This window comes from Streptomyces sp. NBC_00659 (genome assembly GCF_036226925.1).
Lineage (GTDB): Bacteria > Actinomycetota > Actinomycetes > Streptomycetales > Streptomycetaceae > Streptomyces.
Window position 1 is genome coordinate 8,053,608 of the sequence record NZ_CP109031.1, and the last position, 21,683, is coordinate 8,075,290.

Here is a 21,683-nt window from a genome sequence, read left to right on the forward strand (position 1 = left end):
CCACCCCCCACCCGCCGGCCCACCGGCGTACCTGAGTACGGATTCTGAGTACCCGTACGGATGTACGGCCGCGCCGCGACCGGCAGGCTGATCCGCATGACGACACATCAGGACCCGAAGCCCTCCGCCGAACCCGCGCGGCCCGTCGGGCGGGCGGTGACGGCCGCGCTGGCCCTCGCCGTCCCGGCCGGCCTGGCCTGGACGGCCGGGATGATCTACACGGTGATCGTCTGGGCGTCGTGAGGATCGAGCGATCCTCACGATCACGACAAGCCCTGCGGACGTCGACGACAAGCCCTAGCGCACCGCCGCCACCCGGAAGGTGATCCCCGCCGCGACGAGCCGTTCCAGCAGCGCGTCGCCCATGGCCACCACGGGCGTGACCTGACCGGACGTCTTCGGCAGCTCGTCGAGGGCCAGGGAAAGGGCGGACTCGGCGAGCATCTTCGCGGTCTCCCCGTAGCCGGGGTCACCTCCCGACACCTCGGTGAACACACGCCGGCCGCCGCCCTCGCCCACGAACCGCACCGAGAACCAGCTCTCGGCACGGCGTGCGGCGTTCGGTCCCTCGCCGGGCTTGAGCCGGTCGGACAGCCAGCGCCGCGCCGGCGGAAGCTGGGCGGCGGCGAAGAGCGCGCTCACCCCGGCGACTCCGCCGAGAGCGATGGGCAGCCGCTCGACGGCCGCGTAGTGGCGGTAGCGGAAGTCCGGCCCGTACCGTGCCAGGGCCCGCGCCGAGCGCTGCACCACCTGGGCGTCGATCGTGGGCAGCGGCAGGGCCCACGCCCCGACCTCCGGGGCGAACCGCGGCGCTCCCAGCGGGGCCTCGACCCGCCGGCCCATCAGGCGCGGCTCGTGGTGCCTGCGCTCCCGCGCCGCGGCGAGCATGTGCCGGCCGCGAGCGAACTGGTTGAGTGCCGAGGCGAACGTGCCGCCCGAGAACATCGCCTGGGTGCGGACGAATCCCTCCACCCTCAGCGGCACGTCCTCCGGGAGCTGCCGCACGGTGAACCAGGCGCCCAGGTCGTGCGGGACCGAGTCGAAGCCGCAGGCGTGCACGAGCCGGGCGCCCGTCTCCCGCGCGCGTGCGTCGTGCCGCACGTACATCAGGTCCACGAACTCGGGCTCGCCGGTCAGGTCCAGGTAGTCGGTGCCGGCGTCCGCGCAGGCGGCCACCAGCTCCTCCCCGTAGGTGATGTACGGCCCCACGGTCGAGGCCACCACGCGCGCCTGCCGGGCGAGTTCGCCCACCGAGTCCGGGTCCGTCACATCCGCCCGCAGCACACCGGGCGCGCCGCCGAGCCGCTCCCGCAGCCGTTCCAGTTTCTCGGCACTGCGTCCGGCGATCGCCCACCGCAGTCCCTCGGGCGCGTGAGCGGCCAGATATTCCGCGGTGAGCTCCCCGACGAACCCCGTGGCTCCGAAGAGCACGATGTCGTACGCGCGGTCCGGCTTGTTCACCCTGCTCATGACACCCTCCACCCCTGTGGGCTGCGCTCGAACGTGCGGTCCGCGCCACGTCGTGCGCGAAGCGCCGTTGTCGGTGGCTGAGGCTAGCGTGAGGTACGAACAGTCGGACGACGAGGTCGCACGAACAGGCCGGAGGCAGCCGTGGCCGTGTCGAAAAACGCGCTGAAAAAGTGGCAGAAGGTGCGCGGGTTCGCGCTCGGTCTGCCCGGTGCGTCGGAGGAGTTCCCCTGGGGCGAGACGGTCGTGAAGGTCAACAAGAAGGTCTTCGTCTTCCTCGGTCTCGACGACGGCAGTTACCCGCTCGGCGTCACGGTCAAGCTCAAGGACGAGGCGGCGCACGCCCACGCGCTCACCTCGCCGGGTGCGGCGCCCGCCGGATACGGCCTGGGCAAGGCCGGCTGGGTGCGCGTGCCCCTGGAGGAGCAGGGAGCCCCGGCGGCGGAGCTGCTGTGCGACTGGGTCGAGGAGAGCTATCGCGTCATAGCACCCAAAAGGCTGATCGCAGAGCTGGACGGGAGCTGATCGCGATGCCCGGGCCGGCGGGGACGGCGACACGGGTCCCGGTCCGGTCCCGAAGCCCGAGCCGCTCCCGATCCCGGAATTTAACTAAGCGCTTGCTCGCCAAGGGCTTGCCCGGAGTGGAACACGTTCTTAACATCACTGATGTCACATCATTGGTGTCACAGTGCTGGGGGCTTGATGACAGCGGCAGGAACGCCGGGGCACGGTCCCCTCGCCGGGGTGCGCGTGGTCGAGCTGGCGGGCATCGGGCCCGGCCCGTTCGCCGCCATGCTGCTGGCCGACCTCGGAGCGGACGTCGTCCGGGTGGACCGGCCCGGCGGCCCCGGGCTCGGGGTCGACCCGGCCCACGACATCACCAACCGCAACAAGCGGTCCGTGATCATCGACCTCAAGGCCGAGGACGGCGCGTCCCGCGTCCTCGACCTGGCCGAACGGGCCGACATCCTGATCGAGGGCTACCGCCCGGGCGTGGCCGAGCGGCTCGGCGTGGGCCCCGAGGACTGCCGTGCCCGCAACCCGGCGCTCGTCTACGGCCGGATGACGGGATGGGGCCAGGAAGGCCCGCTCGCCCAGCGCGCCGGGCACGACATCGCCTACATCGCGCTCACCGGCACCCTCGGGATGATCGGCGACCCGGACAGGCCGCCGGCGGTCCCCGCGAACCTCCTCGGCGACTACGCGGGCGGCTCGCTCTACCTCGTCGTCGGCCTCCTCGCCGCCCTGCACCACGCGCGGGCGACCGGCACCGGCCAGATCGTGGACGCCGCCATCGTCGACGGCACCGCGCACCTCTCGACGATGATCCACGGCATGATCGCCGCGGGCGGCTGGCAGGACCGGCGCGCCGCCAACCTCCTCGACGGCGGCTGCCCCTACTACGGCACCTACGAGACCGCCGACGGCCGGCACATGGCCGTCGGCCCCCTGGAGCAGCGGTTCTACGACCAGTTCGTCGACCTGCTCGGCATTCCCGAACTCGGTCCCGCCCACAAGGACCCGGCGCGCTGGGAGGAACTGCGCACGGCGGTCGCCGACCGCTTCAGGACCCGTACGAGAGACGAGTGGACCGCCGTCTTCGAGGGCACCGACGCGTGTGTGGCACCGGTCCTGTCCCTGCGCGAGGCGCCCGGACATCCGCATCTCGCAGCCCGGGGCACGTTCGTGGACCACGAAGGCATCACCCAGCCCGCCCCCGCCCCGCGCTTCTCGGCCACCCCCACCTCGGTCCGCGGCGGACCGGCCCTGCCGGGCGCGGGCACGGCGGACGTGGCCCGTGACTGGGACGTACCCCGGCTGACGAAGGACGGCGGCTGATGGGATCGCGCCGGGCGCCGGCTCCCGGCCGGGGCGCTGCGCCCGCACGCGCCGGCGCGAGCCCCGGCACCGGCCTCCACGAAGGTTTCCGTACGCACTCCAGGAAGGTGCTTCCCGCATGAAGCGGCAGATCTTCACCGCCGAGCACGACGCGTTCCGCGAGACCGTGCGCACCTTCCTCGCCAAGGAGGTGCTGCCCCACTACGAGCAGTGGGAGAAGGACGGCATCGTCTCCCGCGACGCCTGGCGGGCGGCCGGGAAGCAGGGACTGCTCGGACTCGCCGTGCCCGAGGAGTACGGAGGCGGCGGGAACACCGACTTCCGCTACAGTGCCGTGCTCGCCGAGGAGTTCACGCGCGCGGGAGCGGCCGGTCTCGCCCTCGGACTGCACAACGACATTATCGGGCCGTATCTCACGGACCTCGCCACCGAGGAGCAGAAGCGGCGCTGGCTGCCCGGCTTCTGCGACGGCTCGATCGTCACGGCGATCGCCATGACCGAGCCCGGCGCCGGCTCCGACCTCCAGGGCATCACCACCCGCGCCGAGGACAAGGGCGACCACTTCCTGCTCAACGGCTCCAAGACCTTCATCTCCAACGGCATCCTCGCCGACCTGGTGATCGTGGTCGCGAAGACCACCCCCGAGGGCGGCGCGCGCGGGCTGTCGCTGCTCGTCGTCGAGCGGGGCATGGAAGGCTTCGAACGCGGCCGCAACCTCGACAAGATCGGCCAGAAGTCGCAGGACACCGCCGAGTTGTTCTTCAACGACGTACGCGTGCCCAAGGAGAACCTCCTCGGCGAGCCGAACGGCGCGTTCGTCCACCTGATGACGAACCTCGCGCAGGAGCGCATGGGCATCGCCGTCGCCGCCATCGCCGGGGCCGAACACCTGCTGGAGATCACCACCCGGTACGTGAAGGAGCGCGAGGCGTTCGGACGGCCGCTCGCGAAGCTCCAGCACATCCGCTTCGAGATAGCCGAGATGGCCACCGAGTGCGCCGTCACCCGCAGCTTCCTCGACCGCTGCATCGTCGACCACTCGGACGGCGAACTCGACGCGGTGCACGCCTCGATGGCGAAGTGGTGGGCCACCGAACTGCAGAAGCGGGTCGCCGACCGTTGCCTGCAACTGCACGGCGGATACGGCTACATGACGGAGTACCGGGTCGCACGGGCCTTCACCGACGGACGCATCCAGACCATCTACGGCGGGACGACCGAGATCATGAAGGAGATCATCGGCCGCTCCCTGCTCGGCTAACCCTCCCCGAAAGGCTTACCAGTGAGCACCGAAGCGTACGTGTACGACGCGATCCGCACCCCGCGCGGACGCGGCAAGCAGAACGGCTCCCTGCACGGAACCAAGCCCATCGACCTCGTCGTCGGGCTCATCCACGAGGTGCAGCGACGGTTCCCGGGCCTCGACCCGGCCGCCATCGACGACATCGTCCTCGGCGTCGTGGGCCCGGTCGGCGACCAGGGCTCCGACATCGCCCGTATCTCCGCGATCGCCGCCGGCCTGCCCGACACGGTGGCCGGCGTCCAGGAGAACCGCTTCTGCGCATCGGGCCTCGAAGCCGTCAACCTGGCCGCGATGAAGATCCGTTCGGGCTGGGAGGACCTGGTCCTCGCGGGCGGCGTCGAGTCGATGTCGCGCGTGCCGATGGCCTCGGACGGCGGCGCGTGGTTCGCCGACCCGATGACCAACCTGGCCACCAACTTCGTGCCGCAGGGCATCGGCGCCGACCTCATCGCCACCATCGAGGGCTTCTCCCGCCGTGACGTCGACGAGTACGCGGCCCTCTCCCAGGAGCGCGCGGCCGCGGCCGTGAAGGACGGCCGCTTCGAGAGGTCCGTCGTCCCGGTCAAGGACCGCGGCGGTCTCACCGTCCTCGACCACGACGAGTTCCTGCGCCCCGGCACCACCGCCGACTCGCTGGCGAAGCTGAAACCGTCGTTCGCGGACATCGGTGAGCTGGGCGGCTTCGACGCGGTGGCGCTGCAGAAGTACCACTGGGTCGAGAAGATCGACCACGTCCACCACGCGGGCAACTCCTCCGGCATCGTGGACGGCGCCTCACTGGTCGCCATCGGCTCCAAGGAGGTCGGCGAGCGCTACGGCCTGACCCCGCGCGCGCGGATCGTCTCCGCCGCCGTGTCCGGCTCCGAGCCGACCATCATGCTCACCGGCCCCGCTCCCGCCGCCCGCAAGGCGCTCGCCAAGGCCGGCCTGACCATCGACGACATCGACCTCGTCGAGATCAACGAGGCCTTCGCGGCCGTCGTCCTGCGCTTCGTGAAGGACATGGGCCTGTCGCTGGACAAGGTCAACGTCAACGGCGGCGCCATCGCGCTGGGCCACCCCCTCGGCGCCACCGGCGCGATGATCCTCGGCACCCTCGTCGACGAACTGGAGCGCCAGGACAAGCGGTACGGCCTCGCCACCCTGTGCGTGGGCGGCGGCATGGGCATCGCCACGATCGTCGAGCGCGTCTGACCTTCCCAACGGATCAAGGATCTACGGAGCATCCCCTGATGAGCACTGAGCCCACCACCATCCGCTGGGAACAGGACGAGACCGGCGTCGTCACCCTCGTCCTCGACGACCCCAACCAGTCCGCCAACACCATGAACGCGGCGTTCCGCGCCTCCCTCGCCGCGATCACCGACCGCCTGGAGGCCGAGAAGGACTCGATCCGGGGCGTCATCTTCACCTCCGCCAAGAAGACCTTCTTCGCGGGCGGCGACCTGCGCGACCTCATCCGGGTCACCCCCGAGACCGCCCAGGACCTCTTCGACGGCGGCCTCGCCATCAAGCGGAACCTGCGCCGCATCGAGACCCTGGGCAAGCCGGTCGTCGCCGCCATCAACGGCGCGGCCCTGGGCGGCGGCTTCGAGCTCGCCCTCGCCTGCCACCACCGCGTCGCCCTCGACACCTCCGGCACCAAGATCGGCTGCCCCGAGGTCACTCTCGGCCTGCTCCCCGGAGGCGGCGGAATCGTCCGCACCGTGCGCCTGCTGGGCATCGCCGACGCCCTGCTGAAGGTCCTCCTCCAGGGCACGCAGTACAACGCGACGCGCGCCCGGGACAACGGCCTCGTCCACGAGGTGGCCGCCACCCCCGAGGAACTCCTCGTCAAGGCCCGCGCCTTCATCGACGCCAACCCCGAGTCGCAGCAGCCCTGGGACGTCCCCGGCTACCGCATCCCCGGCGGCACCCCGGCGAACCCCAAGTTCGCGGCCAACCTGCCCGCCTTCCCCGCCAGCCTGCGCAAGCAGACCAACGGCGCCCCCTACCCGGCCCCGCGCAACATCCTCGCGGCCGCCGTCGAGGGTTCCCAGGTCGACTTCGAGACGGCCCAGGTCATCGAGGCCCGCTACTTCGTCGAGCTGGCCGCGGGCCAGACCTCGAAGAACATGATCCAGGCGTTCTTCTTCGACCTCCAGGCCGTCAACTCCGGCGCCAACCGCCCCAAGGGCATCGAGCCGCGCCCGGTCCGCAGGGTCGCCGTCCTCGGCGCCGGGATGATGGGCGCGGGCATCGCCTACTCGTGCGCGCTCGCCGGCATGGACGTCGTCCTCAAGGACGTCTCGGCCGACGCGGCGGCCAAGGGCAAGGCGTACTCCGAGAAGCTCTGCGCCAAGGCGGTCTCCCGGGGCCGTACGACCCAGGAGAAGGCCGACGCGCTGCTCGCCCGGATCACGCCCACCGCCGACCCGAACGACCTCGCGGGCTGCGACGCGGTCATCGAGGCGGTCTTCGAGGACACCTCGCTCAAGCACAAGGTGTTCCAGGAGATCCAGCACATCGTCGAGCCCGACGCCCTGCTCTGCTCCAACACCTCCACCCTGCCGATCACCGCCCTCGCCGAAGGCGTCGAGCGGCAGGAGGACTTCATCGGGCTGCACTTCTTCTCGCCCGTCGACAAGATGCCGCTGGTGGAGATCATCAAGGGCGAGCGCACCGGCGACGAGGCACTGGCCCGCGCCTTCGACCTGGTCCGCCAGATCAAGAAGACCCCGATCGTCGTCAACGACTCGCGGGGCTTCTTCACCTCCCGGGTCATCGGCCACTTCATCAACGAGGGCGTGGCGATGGTCGGCGAGGGCGTCGAGCCCGCCTCCGTAGAGCAGGCCGCCGCCCAGGCCGGCTACCCGGCCAAGGTCCTCTCCCTCATGGACGAGCTCACCCTCACCCTGCCGCGCAAGATCCGCAAGGAGTCGAAGCAGGCCGTCGAGGAGGCGGGCGGCACCTGGGAGACCCACCCAGCCGAGGCCGTCATCGACCGCATGGTGGACGAGTTCGAGCGCCCCGGACGCAGCGGGGGAGCGGGCTTCTACGAGTACGGCGAGGACGGCAGGCGCGGTCTTCTCTGGCCCGGTCTGCGCGAGCACTTCACCAAGGCGGGGTACGAGATCCCGTTCGAGGACATGAAGGAGCGCATGCTCTTCTCCGAGGCGCTGGACACCGTCCGGCTCCTCGAGGAGGGCGTCCTGACGTCCGTCGCCGACGCCAACATCGGGTCCATCCTCGGCATCGGCTTCCCCGGCTGGACCGGCGGCGTCCTGCAGTACATCAACGGCTACGAGGGCGGGACCGGTACCGGACCGGCCGCGTTCGTGGCCCGCGCGCGGGAACTCGCCGAGCGCTACGGCGACCGTTTCCTCCCGCCGGCGCTGCTCGTCGAGAAGGCGGAGAAGGGCGAGCGTTTCACCGACGCGGCCTGATCCGGGCGGCCCGGGCCGGGGTGCGGCCCGGGCTGTACCCCGGCTGAGGCCGCACCCGGGCTGAGGCCGCACCCGGGCTGACGGGACCTGGGGACACCGCGCCCCGGCCGAGGCCGCACCCGGGCCGAGGCCGCACCCGGGCCGAGGCCGCACCCCGGCACACACGGGACCCGGGGACACACCGCACCACCGCCCGTGGCACATCCCGGCACACGTCGCCCGGCACACGTCGCCTCCGGGCACCCGCCCCGAGGCGACGTGTCGCTGAGTGGTACGGGGGACTTGCTCCACGCGGGCGGGCACCGGACGCTGACCGGCGAACCGGTACCCGCCGACGCCGAGGAGCCCCCATGGGCCGCCGCCCCGCCCTCGCCCTGCTGGACATCCTGCGCGGCGAGGGCGTGGACCGTGTCTTCGGCAACCCCGGCACCACCGAACTGCCCTTCCTGGCCGCCCTCGCGGAGGCCGAGGACGCACCGGAGTACGTCCTCGGCGTCCACGAGGGCGCCGTCGTCTCCATGGCCGACGGCTACGCCCGCGCGACCCGGCGGCCCGCCTTCGTCAGCCTGCACATCGCCGCGGGACTCGCCAACGGGCTCATCGGCCTGCTCAACGCCCGCCGCTCCCGCACCCCGCTGGTGGTGATGGCGGGCCAGCAGGACCGCCGCCACCTCCAGCAGGACCCGATGCTGTCGGGCGACCTCGTCGGGCTGGCCCGCCCCGCCGTCAAGGCGGCCATCGACGTCCAGCACGCCCGCGATCTGCCGCTCGCGGTGCGCCGGGCTTTCGCTCTCGCGGTTCGGCCGCCCGCCGGACCGGTGTTCCTGTCCGTGCCGATGGACCTGCTCGCGGAGGACACCGAGGTCGAGATCCCGCGGCGCACACCCGTGCCCCGCGCCGGTCCGGCCGTCGGTCTGGACCGTGCCGCCGTTCTGCTCGCCCGAGCGGCCCGCCCCGTCGTCGTGGCCGGTGACGGCGTGGGCCGCGACGACGCCCTCGCGGCGCTCGTGCGCGTCGCCGAGACCTGCGGCGCGCCCGTTTACCACCAGCCGATGGCCGACTGCCTCGACTTCCCGACGACCCACCCGCTGTACGCGGGCATGCTGCCCCCGCGTCACGAGGCCATCAGGGAGGCGCTCGCGTCGTACGACACCGTTCTGATCGCCGGCGCGCACGCGTTCACCCCGCACCACTACACCGTGGGACCCCCGCTGCCCCCGGGCCTCACCGTCGTCCAGCTCGACACCGATCCGGACGAGATCGGCCGCAACTTCGCCGCCGACCTCGGCCTGGTCGGCGCCCTCGCCCCCTCTCTCGACCGGCTGGCCGACCGGCTGCGCGACCAGGTGCCCGCCCACACGGCCAAGGCCCGGGTGCTGCGCGCCGGCGAGCGGCACGCGGCCGAACGAAGCCGTACAGAGGCCGCCGCCCGCGCCGCGTACTCAAGGGCGCCGCTCGCACCCTGGGCCGCCGCCCACGCCGTGGCGTACGGACTGCCGCCCGGCGCCGTGGTGGTCGAAGAGGCCATCACCGTCGGCCTGTTGCTGCGCCGGCTGATCCGCCTGGACCGTCCCGGAAGCTACACCCACACCGTCGGTGGCGGACTCGGCTGGGGGACCGGGGCCGCCGTCGGCCGGGCCCTGGCCGAGCCGGGGCGGCCCGTGGTCGCCGTAGTCGGGGACGGCTGCGCCCTGTTCGGCCTGCAAGCCCTGTGGAGCGCGGAACGCTCCGCGGTACCCGTGCTGTTCGTCGTGATGAGCAACGGCGCCTACCGCACCCTTCAGGACACCTACGAGGCCATGGGCGGCCGGGGTCCCTGTCCCGGGACGGACCTCGGCGCGCTCGACTTCACCCGGGCGGCCGGGTTCTTCGGGATCGACGCCGTCCGGGCCGACAGCGCCGACCATCTGCGCGACCTCGTCGCGGGGGCGGGCGATCTGGCCCGCCCGATGCTCGTCGACGTACCGCTGAGATGACCGACGGCAGGCCCGAACATCTCCGCCGGGAAGCCGAGTTGACTGCCGCCTGCCGCCTGCCGCCTGCCGCCTGCTGAATGCGGGGGCGATCGGGGTACCGCTTGCGTCACGGTCGGCGACGCACGGTGACACGTCCCTTGTCATCCGGCGCCGCGCGCCCGACCATCGGTCCATGACCAAGGCCGCGGTCCCGAAGTCGGTGCTCGCGCGCGGTGCGGCGTTGCTACGCGCCTGCGGGGAGTCCGCGGAGGCGCTGAGCCTCGCCGAACTGGCGCAGCGCACCGGGCTGCCCAAGCCGAGCGCGCACCGGCTGAGCGGCGAACTGGTCAGACTGGGACTCCTGGAACGCACCGGCGAGGGCCGCTACCGCATCGGACTCGCCCTCTTCGTCCTCGGTCAGTCGGCGCCCTCCGCACGGGAGTTGCGCGATGTGGCCCTGCCCTACCTCGGCGATCTGCACGAGGAGACCCGCGAGAACGTGCACCTCGCCGTGCCGGACGGGTCCGACACCCTCTTCCTGGAGAAGATCACCGGCCGACGGGCCACCTCGATCGTCTCGCGCACCGGTGGCCGACTGCCCGCACACTGCACGGCGACCGGCAAGATCTTCCTCGCGCACGACCCCCGGCCGACGCACCGGACGCTGCCCCGCCTGACCCCGCGCACCCTCGTCCTGCCGGGCCAGCTCGCCCGCGACCTCGCCGCGACACGGGCCCGCGGCTACGGCGTCAACCTGGAGGAGGCCGAGATCGGTGTCTCCGCCGTCGCGGCCCCCGTCTACGAACAGGGCCCCGGGGGACCGCGTCCGATCGCCGCGCTCTCGGTCACCGGCGGCACCCGCCGCCTGGACATGGACCGGGTCGGCGCACGGGTCTGCGCCGCGGCCCGCGCCCTGACACGTGCCCTGTCCGCGTGACCGCCCCGGCGCCGCGTCCGGCGGGCGCTACCGGCCGTACGGCCCGGCGTCCCGGTCAGCCGGCCCGGCGCCGCACCGCGCGGACCGTGCTCAATGCCGCGCGGTCCGCGTCACCCCCGACTGCATCGCCACCGCCAGCGCGTGTTCCGTGAGCTGTCCGCCGTGGACCTCGCCCACGAGCCGCCCCCGGACGAACACCAGCACCCGGTCGCACAGCTCGGCCAGTTCCGCCGGGTCGGTGGAGGCCGTCAGCACGGCCGCCCCCGACGCCGCCAACTCGCCGATGATCCGGTGCATCTCGGCGCGTACGCCGATGTCCACACCCCGGGTCGGATCGTCGAGGACGACGATCCGCGGCTCGATGGCGAGCCACTTGGCGAAGACGACCTTCTGCTGGTTGCCGCCGGACAGCCGGGCCACGATGTCGTCCGGGGCGCCCCGCAGCCGCAACCGGTCGGTCAGAGCCGACGTGCTCCGGATCAGCCGGGCGCGCGAGGGCAGCATTCCACCGCGCCCCAGGCTCAGCCGGCTCACCGCGGTGACGTTCTCCCAGACCGTACGCCCGGTCATCAGCCCGTAGCGCTTACGGTCGCTGGGCACGAAGGCCACGCCCGCGCGCACCGCCGCCCGCAGGGACCGCGGCAGCCCCCGCCCGCCCACATCGACGCGCCCGGCGGAGATCCCCGTACGGCCGCACACCACCTCCAGCGCGGTCAGATGGCCCGCTCCCTGGAGCCCGGCCACCCCCACCACCTCGCCGTCCCGGACGGTGAACGTGACGTCGGTGAGCCGCCCCGGCACGCTCACCCCGGACAGCACCACCGACGGGGGCCCGTCCCCGGCCACGCGTGAACGCCGTACGGGCCCCGGCGGGGCGCCACCGAGCATGGCCGTCACCAGTTCCGGCACGTCGACGTCGGCCCGGTGGACCCCGGCCAGCGCGACCCGCCCGTCCCGCAGCACCGTGACGCGCTGCGCGAAGCGCATGACCTCCTCCAGGAAGTGGGTGACGTACAGGACGGCGATGCCCCGTGCCGTCAGCGCACGCAGGACGTGTTCCAGGCGGTCCACCGCGGCGGCGGGCAGCGCCGAGGTCGGTTCGTCGAGCACCAGCACCTGGGGGCGCCGCAGCAGTGCTCGGGCGATCTCGGTCAACTGCCGGTCGGCCAGCGTGAGTTCGGCGAGCGGTGTGCCGGGGTCGATGTCGAGGCCGAGTTCGGCGAGCACCGGCCGGGCCGCGCGGTCCATCGCGCGCCGGTCGAGCAGGCCGAACCGGCGCGGGGGAAGGTGGGGGTAGAGGTTCTCGCGGACGGTGAGGTCGGGGAAGAGGCTCAACTCCTGGGACACGACGGCGATTCCGCCCGAGCGTGTCTCGCGCGCCGCGCGTACCGTGCCCTCGTCCGGTGTCGACGTGCCGGACAGGATGCCAACCAGCGTCGACTTGCCGGCGCCGTTCTCGCCGACCAGTGCGTGCACCTCGCCGCCGCGCAGGCTGATGCCCACGCCGTCCAGGGCTCTGACCCCGCCGTAGGACTTGACCAGGCCGCACGCCGTCAGCAGTTCGCCGTCCCCCATGTCAGCGCGCGTCCTTCAGCGGTTTCAGCTGGGCCTTCTGATCGTCCAGCAGTTTGTCGATGGTCGGCTTGTACCAGTCGTAGGCGGCCTTCGCGGACTTCTGGCGCGCGATGATCTCGTCCACGTCGGACCGGTCGACCACTCCGCCGGGGGACAGGAACCAGCCCTCGGGGAGGTCGCCGTCGTGGTCGCGTACCGCTTCGATCAGCATCGACGTGGACAGATAGCCCTTGAGGAAGTGCTGGGGGTCGATGGTGACGAAGTTCGAGCCGTCCTTGACCGCTTCGAGGGTCTTCGGGTCGACGTCGAAGCCCGCGGTGAGCCAGCCGCCGTGCCCGGCCTTCTTGATCTTCGCGAGGTTGTAGCTGTCGGCGTCGCCGACACCGAGGAAGGCGAGCGCCTTCGGGTGCGCGTTGACCTGCGCCGACCAGGCGCTGTAGTTCTGCCCCGGATCGCTGTACGTCTGGAACGGGCCGAGGATCTCGACGCCGGGGGCCCGCTTCCTGAAGGTGTCCGCGATGCCCTTCGCCCGGTTGTCCAGCACCGGCGTGCCGGGGTTGGGCACGCCGATCACGATCTGGCCCGTGGGATCCTTGCCCAGCCGTTTCAGAGCCTCCGTCGCCATCAACTCGCCCAGCGCGTAGTTGTCGTTGCCCACGTAGAAGCCGATCTTGCTGCCATCGGTCGGCGAGGTGTCCAGAGCGACGATCGGGATGCCCTGGTCGACGGCCCGCGCGGCGGGGCGGGTGAAGATCGGCGGGTCCAGGTTCTCCAGGACGATGCCGTCCTTGGCCCGCGCGGTCAGGTTCTGGAAGAGCTGCACCTCGGCGGGTCCGTCCGTGTTGGGCGGCCCGACAGCCTTGAAGTTCACGCCGCCTTGGTGGCTCGCGGCGCTCTGGGCGCCGAGGACCATCTCGTGGGCGAAGTTCAGGCTGATGTTGGCCACGGCGATGCCCATGTCGAGGCGGCCGCCGCTGCCGTCGGAGCCGCTGCCGGCGCCGCATCCCGCGGCGGCGAGCAGGGCCAGCGCGGCGGGCACGGCGAGCAACGTACGCGATCGGGGGTGCATCACGGCCTCCAAGCGGATCCGGACGGGCTCTGAAGTCCGGAAGGGGAACCTCCGGACGGGTACGGGGGTACTGCGCTCGGGACCGCTCGGGACCTCAGCGTCGGCGGCGGCCGGTTCTGCGCAGCGTGCTGTCCGCCGCGACCGCGACGAGAATCACGCCGCCGGTCGCGAACGACGTCCAGTTGATGGGTACTTCGAAGAAGACGAGTCCGGAGGCCACCACGGCCAGGATCATCGCCCCGGCGACCGCGCCGACCACCGAACCGCGCCCGCCGGCCAGCGGAGTGCCGCCGATGATGCAGGCGGCGATGGCCTGCAGTTCGTAGCCCTGGCCGAGTGTCGGGTCGCCGGCCCCGTAGAACGCGAGCGCGAGTGCCGCCGCGCAGGCCGTGGTCAGTCCTGACAGGGCGAGCGCCTGCACCCGGGTGCGGACCACCGGGATCCCGCTGAACTCGGCTGCCTCGGGGTTGGATCCGATCGCCCGCACCCGGGCCCCGTAACGCGTCCGGGTCAGCACGACCGTCAGGACGACGACCACGCCGAGCAGGACCCACAGTGCGAACGGCACCCCCGCCGCGTCACCGCCCGCCAGGGTGAAGAAGGAGTCGCCGAGCGGCAGATCGGTGATCTGCTTCCCGTCGGCGAGCGCGAGTCCGACACCGCGGTAGAGCATCAGCGTGCCGAGCGTCACGATGAACGAGGGCAGCGCGAGCAGCGTGGTGACCAGCGCGTTGAAGACGCCGAGGGCGACGCCTGCGGCCAGCATCACGGGGACCGCCAGCCAGGGCGGCGTACCGTCGCGCACCAGCAGCGCTCCGACGACCAGGCACAACGCGTAGGTGCCGCCCACCGACAGATCGACCTCCCGCATGGCCAGCGCGAAGACCATCCCGCAGGCCATCAGCGAGATGTAGACGCAGTTGTGCGCGGTGGTGAGCAGGTTGTCGGCGGCGAGGAAGTCCGGGTAGGGGATGCCGATCGCCGCGACCAGCAGCGCGAGCACGACGAGCACCCCCAGCTCGTCGCGCACCAGCCGACGCGACAGCCCGGCCGACCACCTTCGCCCGCCGTCCTGTTCGCGGGCGTGCTCGGCGTCGTCCACGGCATGCTCGGTCTTGGCCATCGGGCACGGCTCCCGTACGTACGGCTGACGCTGGGCGGGTCGCCCCGCAGCGTGGGCCCGGCGAACGCCCGCGGCAACAGGGCCGTTCCGGCGAGTGGAATGTGCTCTTGCCGGGCACCGGACGGCTGGCCACACTCGGCGCATGGAGACACGTACCGCCCTGGTGACCGGAGCGGCGCAGGGCCTCGGACAGGAGTTCGCCGTCGCGCTCGCCGGGCGCGGCTACCGGGTCGCGGGCCTCGACCTGATCCCGCAGCCCGAGACGGCGAAACGCGTACTGGACTATGTGGAGTTGATCGCCGACGTCACCGACGAGGCGCAGATCGCGTCGGCGCTGGAGCGCGTCATCGACCGGTTCGGCACCCTGCACGTGCTGGTCAACAACGCCGGTGTGTACCCGGAGTCGGCCTTCGAGGACACCACCCCCGAGGAGTGGCGGCGGGTCATGCGCGTCAACCTGGAGGCGCCGTTCCTGATGGCCCGTGCCGTACTGCCGCATCTGAAGGCGGCAGGCTGGGGCCGGATCGTGAACATCACGTCCGCGGCCGTGCTCACGGCACCGCCCACGATGGTCGCGTACGTCTCCTCGAAGGCCGGACTGATCGGCCTCACCCGGACGTTGGCGTCCGCGCTCGGACCGTACGACATCACCGTCAACGCGATAGCGCCGAGCATGGTGCGGACCGCCACCGCCGAACGGACCGTGGGCGCGGACGGCGGCTTCGAGCGTGTCCTCGTCCAGCAGGCCGTCCCGCGCACCCAGCAGCCGTGCGACCTCGTCTCGACCCTCCTGTACGTGGTCGACGAGGGCAGCGGCTTCCTCACCGGCCAGACCCTCAACGTGGCAGGCGGATCGGCCTACTTGTGAGCGCCGGTACGGTCGGGCGGGCCCGGCCGGGCCCCGGCCCCACTCGGGAGAGCCGGCCCCGGATCAGGATTCCTTGAGCCATTCCCGCAACTCGTCCTTCAGGGAACGCTGGAACGCGGTCAGCAGTGCCTGCACCACCAGCGGCTGCATGTGCGCCGACAGCGACTTCACGGCCGCCACGGACTCCTGTTCGCCCACGGCGTTGCGCAGCAGGCCGGACAGCGCGTGGGCCGCCGCGCGCGAGTGCTCCAGCAGGACGGTCCGCGCGGCGAGGATCGTCTCGTCCGCGATCGGTACGTCCAGGAGCTCCAGGCCGAGCTTCAGCAGCCCGGGGTCCAGCCGGACCGGATCCCCCGTCCCCTCGACGACGCCCATCGCGGCGAGCCGCTCCAGGTCCGCGTCACGAAGCGGCCGCCCGGCCCGCCGGTCCAGTTCCTCCCGGGTGACGTCCTCCATCGCGTCGGGCGCCCAGGAGGCCACCACGGCACGGTGGATGGCGAGGTCGTGCGCGCTCAGACCGGGCGGCAACTGCGTCAGATGCCGTTCGATCGCGGCCAGTGTCATGCCCTGGTGCTGCAACTCCTCGATGAGCGCGAGCCGGGCCAGATGCTCCCGGCTGTAGTGGCCCACCCGGCGGGGGCCGATCACGGGCGGCGGCAGCAGGCCCCTGGCGCTGTAGAAGCGGACCGTGCGGACCGTCACGCCCGCCCGCGCGGCCAGTTCGTCGACCGTGAGCGCCGGCTCCTCGGTGTCCGTCGTCATGGCAGGTCCTCGCCTCTCGCGTCGTGCGGCGCGCGCCCGTGGTGACGGGTGACGGCGCGGTGCAACAGTATTGCTGTCCCACCAGTGTTGTGAAAGCGCCTGTCCAGGAGCGACGCGGGTCGCGGTCCGCGAGGTCCGTGAGGTCCGCGCGGTCCTTCGGGCCGACCGTGCCGGAAGCGGCCGTGACCACGGGTGCCAGGACGGCGCCGCCGACGGGGCGCCCACCTGGCTCACGAGCCCGCCCGCCCCGAGTGGCCGCGACCGCCGAGCCGCGTTCCCCGGTCCTTCTCGGTGGCGACGGCGGAGGCGGAGGCGAGCGTCGCTGCGGCGAGGGTGCCCCAGAGGGCGGCCGGGCCGTGGGGTGCGAGAGCGGTGATGACCGCCGGGGAGACGGCGAGGCCGAAGCCCGTGGAGAGCTGGAAGCGGGCGAGGGCGCGGCCCAGGAGCCGCGCCGGGGCGAGGCCGGTGACGAGCGCGGTGGTGCTGCCGGCGTAGATGATCTCGCCGATCGTGCAGACCACGGTTCAAGGGGGTACCGGCCGTACATACGTTCCTCCTGGCGGTGGGTGGTGCTCGTTCGTACGATCGCCGCATGCAGCTTCGGTACGCCTTCAGGCTGTACCCGGAGCCTGGCCAACGCATCGCGCTGGCCAGGGCGTTCGGGTGCGCTCGCGTCGTGTACAACGATGCCGTGCGCGCCCGCGAGGACGCCCGTGCGTCGGGCGGGCCGTTCCCGAAGGCCGCTGAACTGTCCCAGAAGTTGATCACCGAGGCCAAGCGGACACCGGGGCGGTCCTGGCTGGGTGAGGTCTCTGCGGTCGTCCTCCAGCAGTCCCTGCGCGGCGCGGAATCCGCGTACCGGAACTTCTTCGCCTCCCTCAAAGGTCAGCGCAAGGGGGCGAAGAGCGGTGCGCCCCGGTTCAAGTCCCGCAAGGACAGCCGTCAGTCGATCCGGTTCACGGCCAATGCCCGCTGGTCGATCACCGGTTCCGGGAAACTGAACCTCCCGAAGATCGGTGCGGTGAAGGTGAAGTGGTCCCGCGCCCTGCCCGCACGGCCGTCCTCGGTCACCGTGATCAAGGATGCGGCCGGACGGTACTTCGCCTCGTTCGTCATCGACACCGACCCGGCCGCGGACGCCGCCCGCATGCCCGACACCGGCCGGACGGTCGGCATCGACCTGGGCCTGACCTCCTTCGCCGTCCTCTCCGACGGTACGAAGATCGATTCGCCGCGGTTTCTGCGCCGCGCGGAGAAGAAACTAAAACGAACCCAGCGGGAGCTGTCCCGCAAGCAGAAGGGATCCAGGAACCGGGAGAAGGTCCGCCTCAAGGTCGCCCGCGCCCACGCGAAAGTGGCCGACGCCCGCCACGAGTTCCACCACCAGCTCTCCACGAGGCTGATCCGCGAGAACCAAGCGATCGGTGTGGAGGACCTGGCGGTCAAAGGACTGGCGCGCACGAGGCCGGCCAAGAGCGTGCACGACGCGGGCTGGGCACGGTTCGTGCACATGCTGGAGTACAAGGCCGCCCGGTACGGGCGCACCCTGGTCAAGATCGGCAGGTTCGAGCCGACCTCACAGACCTGCTCCACCTGCGGTGTCAAGGACGGCCTCAAACCCCTGCACATCCGGGAATGGACCTGCATCGCCTGCGGCACCCTCCACGACCGGGACCACAACGCCGCGATCAACATCAGAACGGCCGCCGGACTGGCGGTGACAGCCTGCGGAGCGCCGGTAGGACCAGGACTCGTCCCGGCACAGCGCGAAGAAACAGGAAGCCACGGAAGCCCGCCCGACACCCGTGCCGCATAGCGGCACAGAGGCCGAGCGAGCAGACCAGAATCTCCCTCCTTCAGGAGGGAGAGCAAGTCAAACCCTGAACCTGTCCGATCTGACAGCGCTGGGCACCGACCTGCTGGCGGCCGTACTGCGCTGATCACCACTGTCAGTGGCGGCCTCTACGGTGATGTCATGTCGGAGATCATGTACGTCCGGGGTGATGCCACCGTTCCGTCGGTCAAGGGCGTCAAGCTGATCGCCCACGTCTGCAACGACATAGGGGGCTGGGGGAAGGGCTTCGTGCTGGCGCTCTCCCGCCGCTGGCCGGAACCCGAGGCCGCGTACCGCGCCTGGCACCGCGACCGCGCGGGCAACGACTTCGGCCTGGGCGCGGCCCAGTTCGTCCAGGTCGAGCCGTACGTGTGGGTGGCGAACCTGGTGGGCCAGCGGGGGATACGCACCGGCAGCAAGGGCGTGCCCGTGCGCTACGAGGCCATCGACGCCTCGCTCGGACTGCTGGCCGACAAGGCGGTCGAGCTCGGGGCCTCCGTGCACATGCCGCGTATCGGGTGCGGCCTGGCCGGCGGCCGGTGGGCGCGTGTGGAACCGCTGGTCACCGAACGGCTCGTGCGTCGCGGCCTGGCGGTGACTGTGTACGACCACGGTGGCTGACCGGCGCCGGGATGCGGGCGGGCGACGGGGGACAGATCCCGGTCCCGAGCCCGGCGGGGCTCGTGAAAGCGGGTTGCGGAAGTTTCTGCAATTTCTTGCGGTGATCGTCGGGGGCCTGGTTGACTTGCTGCTCGCGTCCGAGAGGGAGAGCCATGAGCCGCGAGACCGACGTCCTCGTCCTGGGCGGTGCGGGTGTGGACACCATCGTCCACGTCCCCGAACTGCCGTTGCCCTACGCCGACAGCTACATGATCCGTCCAGGCATCGAGACCCGCGCCGGGCAGACCGGCGACTTCGTCGCACTGGGCCTGCACGCCCTCGGCCTGCGCACGCACCACCTCGACCTGCTCGGCGACGACCCCGAGGGCGACCTCGTGCGAGCACTGCACCGGGACCGGGGCATCGCGCTCACCGAGATCGCCCAGCCCGCGGGCACCAAACGCGCGGTCAATCTCGTCGGCCCCGACGGGCGCAGGCTGTCCCTGTACGACGACAGCCGGTCGAGCGAGGCGGACAGGCTGCCCGAGAAGACGGTACGGGACCTGGCCGCGGCGAGCCGGCACGCCCATGTCTCCATCACCTACCCCTGCGCCTTCGCCCTGCCGGTCCTGCGGGAAACCGGGGTGACCGTCTCGACCGACCTGCACAACTGGGACGGCGAGAACCCGTACCACGAGGCCTTCGCCTACGCCGCCGACATCGTGTTCGTCTCCACGACCGCCCTCGCCGACCCCGAGACCACCATGCGGAAGATCGTGGAGCGGGGCCGGGCCGAGGTGGTCGTCGCCACCGCCGGTGCCGAGGGCGCGTACATGCTGGTCGACGACGAGGTGACGCACATCCCCGCGATCCCGCCCCGCACACCGGTCGTCGACTCGAACGGCGCCGGGGACTCCTTCGCCGCGGGCTTCCTCTACGGCCGTCTGTCCGGCGAACCTCTCGGGCGCTGCGCCCTGTACGGCGCGCTGGCCGGCGCCTACGCCTGCACGGTGCCCGCGACCCGGGCCGACGCCATCAGCCGCGCGGAACTCCTCGACCAGGTCGCGGAGTTCGACCGCCGGGAGGCCGAACCCGAGGCCGAACCCGCGCGCCCCTGACGGACAACCCGATGCCGGCGACGGTAGGGCCGCCGATGACGTTCTCCGGCGCGGCCGCGGCCCTTGGCCGAGCGCTGTGGACGTGCGACAGGTCCGCGCCCCCGATTCGGCGGGACGCGGACCCGTGCCGCAGCCTGTGGGAGCGTGCCTCAGCCCGAGTGCACCGTGTCCGTCGCGGCGATCTTCTTCCACGACTTCGGCGGGACGACGGCGCCCTTCGCCGCGGCGGCCGAGGCCACGCCCGCGCTCCGCGCCGCGGGCGCCGCCGGCTTCGACGACTGGAACAGCCAGGTGTCGAAGAGCGCCGCGAGTGACGTGCCGGACACCTGCTCCGCGTACTTCTGGAAGTCGGCGACCGACGCGTTCCCGTACGCGTGTTCCTTCGGCCAGCCCTTCAGGATGGCGAAGAAGGCGTCGTCCCCGACCTCGTTGCGCAGCGCCTGCACCGCCAGCGCGCCCCGGTCGTAGACCGCGATGTCGAACTGGTTGTCGGGCCCCGGGTCGCCGGGAGCGACCGACCAGAAGGCGTCGTCCGCCGGATGCGAGGCGTACACGTAGTCCGCGAGCTCCTGTGTGGTGCCCTCGCCCTCGTGCTCCGACCACAGCCACTGCGCGTAGCGCGCGAAACCCTCGTTGATCCAGATGTCCTTCCAGCCCTTCAGCGACACGTCGTCGCCGTACCACTGGTGCGCCAACTCGTGCACGACCACAGAGGTGTTGGAGCCGTTCGCGAACTGCCGGGGGCTGTAGAACACGCGGGTCTGGGTCTCCAGCGCGTATCCGGTGGTGGTGTTGGGGACGTAGCCGCCGGCGCTGCTGAAGGGATACGGCCCGAAGTAGCCGCTCAGCCAGTCGACCAGCTCGCCCGTGCGCTCGACACTGGCGCGCGCGGACCCGTCGTTGTCGCCGAGATCCTTGCTGTAGGCGTTGACCACCGGGACGCCGCCCTCGGAGGTGCCGGTCGTGATGTCGAACTTCCCGACCGCGAGCGTGGTCAGATACGTGGCCTGCGGCTTGTTGGACCGCCAGTTGTAGCGGGTCCAGCCGAGCCGCGAACTCGTCGACTGGAGCGTGCCGTTGGAGATGGCCTGGGTGCCGTCCGGCACGGCCACCGACACGTCGTAGGTCGCCTTGTCGAGCGGGTGGTCGTTGCTCGGGTACCACCACCAGGCCGACTCGGGCTCGTCCGCCGCGACCGCCCCGTCCGGGGTGCGGTGCCAGGTCGAGAAGCCGTACGCGCTCTTCGTGGACGGCACTCCGCTGTAGCGGACGACGACCGTGACGGATGTGCCCTTGGCGAGCGGCTTCGCCGGGGTGATCTGCAGCTCGTGCTCACCGGAGGCCGCGAACGACGCCTTCACGCCGTTGACCCGGACCTCGCTGACATCCAGCAGAAAGTCCAGATCGAACCGGGACAGGTCCTGCGTGGTGGTCGCCAGGAGGGTGGCCGTGCCCTCCAGTTCGTCCGTCCCCGGCTGGTACGTGAGCCTCAGGTCGTAGTGCGAGACGTCGTATCCGCCGTTGCCGTAGGCCGGGTAGTAGGCGTCGCCGATGCCCGGCGTTCCCGGTGTGTAACTTGCCGCCGATGCCGGGATCGCCAGCAGCAGGGAGGCGGCGAGGGCGCCCGGGGCGATGAGTCTGCGGTGCACGTCGAGCTCCAAGTCGTGGGGGCGTGAAGTCGGTCCGGAGCCTATTCAGTCCCTGGGGCCCCGGTCATGTCCACGGCCACCCCTGTCACACGATCGCCATTCGGCCGACATGAGCCATCCGGCCCCGATGGCCTGTCACCGACCCTCTGTCGCACAGGA

At 71.7% G+C, this 21,683-nt stretch carries 18 protein-coding genes and 1 pseudogene; 12 read left to right on the top strand and 7 right to left on the bottom strand.

Going from position 1 to position 21,683, the window contains the following annotated elements; translation table 11 throughout:
* Positions 1-96: 96 nt before the first annotated feature.
* Entirely contained in the window at positions 97-243 is a 147-nt protein-coding gene (mmpA, locus tag OG410_RS35190; RefSeq protein WP_329302819.1) for a morphogenic membrane protein MmpA, read from the top strand.
* A 54-nt stretch (positions 244-297) separates the two neighbouring features.
* Here mmpA and OG410_RS35195 read toward each other — a convergent pair whose 3' ends face one another.
* Positions 298-1,470, bottom strand: a complete 1,173-nt coding sequence (locus tag OG410_RS35195; protein WP_329302821.1) for a saccharopine dehydrogenase family protein — start codon at positions 1,468-1,470, stop codon at positions 298-300.
* A 141-nt stretch (positions 1,471-1,611) separates the two neighbouring features.
* Between OG410_RS35195 and OG410_RS35200 the strand changes: the two genes are divergently transcribed.
* The 7 genes from OG410_RS35200 (at position 1,612) to OG410_RS35230 (ending at position 10,926) form a co-directional block, all read left to right on the top strand.
* Positions 1,612-1,992: an MmcQ/YjbR family DNA-binding protein gene (locus tag OG410_RS35200; RefSeq protein WP_329302823.1), complete on the top strand. Its 381-nt coding sequence runs from the start codon at positions 1,612-1,614 to the stop codon at positions 1,990-1,992.
* A gap of 177 nt (positions 1,993-2,169) precedes the next feature.
* On the top strand, positions 2,170-3,306 hold the full coding sequence (locus tag OG410_RS35205) for a CaiB/BaiF CoA transferase family protein (protein WP_329302825.1): 1,137 nt from the start codon (positions 2,170-2,172) through the stop codon (positions 3,304-3,306).
* 118 nt (positions 3,307-3,424) lie between these two features.
* Positions 3,425-4,567, top strand: a complete 1,143-nt coding sequence (locus OG410_RS35210; protein WP_329302826.1) for an acyl-CoA dehydrogenase family protein — start codon at positions 3,425-3,427, stop codon at positions 4,565-4,567.
* 21 nt (positions 4,568-4,588) lie between these two features.
* The gene (locus tag OG410_RS35215) at positions 4,589-5,803 is read left to right on the top strand and encodes an acetyl-CoA C-acetyltransferase (protein WP_329302828.1); all 1,215 of its coding nucleotides are present in this window, start codon (positions 4,589-4,591) and stop codon (positions 5,801-5,803) included.
* A 38-nt stretch (positions 5,804-5,841) separates the two neighbouring features.
* The gene (locus OG410_RS35220) at positions 5,842-8,034 is read left to right on the top strand and encodes a 3-hydroxyacyl-CoA dehydrogenase NAD-binding domain-containing protein (protein ID WP_329302830.1); all 2,193 of its coding nucleotides are present in this window, start codon (positions 5,842-5,844) and stop codon (positions 8,032-8,034) included.
* 350 nt (positions 8,035-8,384) lie between these two features.
* Positions 8,385-10,010: a thiamine pyrophosphate-binding protein gene (locus OG410_RS35225; RefSeq protein ID WP_329302832.1), complete on the top strand. Its 1,626-nt coding sequence runs from the start codon at positions 8,385-8,387 to the stop codon at positions 10,008-10,010.
* 172 nt (positions 10,011-10,182) lie between these two features.
* Positions 10,183-10,926, top strand: a complete 744-nt coding sequence (locus OG410_RS35230; protein ID WP_329302834.1) for an IclR family transcriptional regulator — start codon at positions 10,183-10,185, stop codon at positions 10,924-10,926.
* Positions 10,927-11,016: 90 nt separating this feature from the next.
* On the opposite strand, the gene OG410_RS35235 is transcribed toward OG410_RS35230, so the two are convergent.
* The 3 genes from OG410_RS35235 to OG410_RS35245 all read right to left on the bottom strand — a co-directional run bounded on the left by OG410_RS35235 (position 11,017) and on the right by OG410_RS35245 (position 14,693).
* A complete protein-coding gene (locus OG410_RS35235; protein ID WP_329302836.1) occupies positions 11,017-12,501 on the bottom strand; it encodes a sugar ABC transporter ATP-binding protein in 1,485 nt (494 codons plus the stop codon).
* A gap of 1 nt (position 12,502) precedes the next feature.
* Entirely contained in the window at positions 12,503-13,570 is a 1,068-nt protein-coding gene (locus OG410_RS35240) for a sugar ABC transporter substrate-binding protein (protein WP_329302838.1), read from the bottom strand.
* A 94-nt stretch (positions 13,571-13,664) separates the two neighbouring features.
* Positions 13,665-14,693, bottom strand: a complete 1,029-nt coding sequence (locus OG410_RS35245; RefSeq protein ID WP_329302840.1) for an ABC transporter permease — start codon at positions 14,691-14,693, stop codon at positions 13,665-13,667.
* Positions 14,694-14,835: 142 nt separating this feature from the next.
* On the opposite strand from OG410_RS35245, the gene OG410_RS35250 reads away from it, so the two are divergent.
* Positions 14,836-15,561, top strand: coding sequence for an SDR family NAD(P)-dependent oxidoreductase (locus tag OG410_RS35250; RefSeq protein WP_329302842.1), 726 nt, complete (start codon positions 14,836-14,838; stop codon positions 15,559-15,561).
* Positions 15,562-15,624: 63 nt separating this feature from the next.
* Here the strand turns inward: OG410_RS35250 and OG410_RS35255 are convergent, their stop codons facing one another.
* Positions 15,625-16,323, bottom strand: coding sequence for a MerR family transcriptional regulator (locus OG410_RS35255; RefSeq protein WP_329302844.1), 699 nt, complete (start codon positions 16,321-16,323; stop codon positions 15,625-15,627).
* Between the two features lie 230 nt (positions 16,324-16,553).
* Positions 16,554-16,847, bottom strand: a pseudogene (locus OG410_RS35260) (MFS transporter); the annotation flags it as partial.
* Between the two features lie 68 nt (positions 16,848-16,915).
* Here OG410_RS35260 and OG410_RS35265 point away from each other — a divergent pair.
* The 3 genes from OG410_RS35265 (at position 16,916) to OG410_RS35275 (ending at position 19,875) form a co-directional block, all read left to right on the top strand.
* The gene (locus OG410_RS35265) at positions 16,916-18,139 is read left to right on the top strand and encodes an RNA-guided endonuclease InsQ/TnpB family protein (RefSeq protein WP_329302846.1); all 1,224 of its coding nucleotides are present in this window, start codon (positions 16,916-16,918) and stop codon (positions 18,137-18,139) included.
* A 159-nt stretch (positions 18,140-18,298) separates the two neighbouring features.
* Positions 18,299-18,778 carry a macro domain-containing protein gene (locus OG410_RS35270; protein ID WP_328445843.1) on the top strand — a complete coding sequence of 160 codons (480 nt, stop codon included), beginning with the start codon at positions 18,299-18,301 and terminating at the stop codon, positions 18,776-18,778.
* Between the two features lie 152 nt (positions 18,779-18,930).
* On the top strand, positions 18,931-19,875 hold the full coding sequence (locus OG410_RS35275; protein WP_329302849.1) for an adenosine kinase: 945 nt from the start codon (positions 18,931-18,933) through the stop codon (positions 19,873-19,875).
* 149 nt (positions 19,876-20,024) lie between these two features.
* Here OG410_RS35275 and OG410_RS35280 read toward each other — a convergent pair whose 3' ends face one another.
* Positions 20,025-21,524, bottom strand: coding sequence for a M1 family metallopeptidase (locus tag OG410_RS35280; protein ID WP_329302850.1), 1,500 nt, complete (start codon positions 21,522-21,524; stop codon positions 20,025-20,027).
* Positions 21,525-21,683: the final 159 nt, after the last annotated feature.